Here is a 732-nt window from a genome sequence, read left to right on the forward strand (position 1 = left end):
GGTGTAGAAGCCGTTGTCGCCATACCAGGTCAGCGTGCCGGCGAAGCCATAGCCTTTGGCGTCGATCGAGCCGACGCCATAGATCGACGAGATGTCGGAGGAAGCCGTGCCATAGTGGAAAGAGACACCGCCGAGCAGGATGCCGGTGGCATCTTCGTAGAGGAGACCATCGACCCCCGTCTCCAGTTTCCATGTCGTCACGTCGTAGTCCGACACGGTCGTGGCGCTCTCGGGACTTTGCCGCGTGTGGGCGCCCTCGATGCGAGCCCAGATCGCGTTCTGCGACGGAACGGACCCGATCTCGTCGGCGCCTTGAGCAGCGCCCACCCAAGACCGGTTGCCGAGGCGCTGCTGCAGGGTGTCCAGTTCGTTGAGACTCTGCAGGACGCCCGCATAGGCCTCATAGATCGGTACGGCCGGCGAATAGAGTGGGTTCGGCGATCCATTGATCAGCGCCGAACGCAGATACCAGTCACCGTCCGCCGGCGTACTGACACCGTTCTTGTAGAGCCGGTAGGCATAGGCGCCGCTGACCACGGCCTGGTCGCCCTGGAAGACATAGTCGCCAGCCAGCGAGAAGGTGCCGGCCGAGGTTCCGTCGATATCGACGATCTTGACGCCCTCGATGGTCTGCGCCCCCGCTCCGCCGACATTACCTACCGCAAAAATGCCGGTGCCGGAGGTGCTACCATGGATGACGACCTTGTCGGTGGTCGAGGCATCGCCATCGAG

At 63.3% G+C, this 732-nt stretch carries 1 protein-coding gene; it reads right to left on the bottom strand.

The features are described from left to right. Positions 1-732, bottom strand: a 732-nt coding sequence (locus EN893_RS36390) for an autotransporter outer membrane beta-barrel domain-containing protein (protein ID WP_128362283.1), incomplete at both ends; no start/stop codon positions are given.

Source organism: Mesorhizobium sp. M7A.F.Ca.CA.004.04.2.1, assembly GCF_004022825.1.
In the GTDB taxonomy this organism is placed as follows: domain Bacteria; phylum Pseudomonadota; class Alphaproteobacteria; order Rhizobiales; family Rhizobiaceae; genus Mesorhizobium.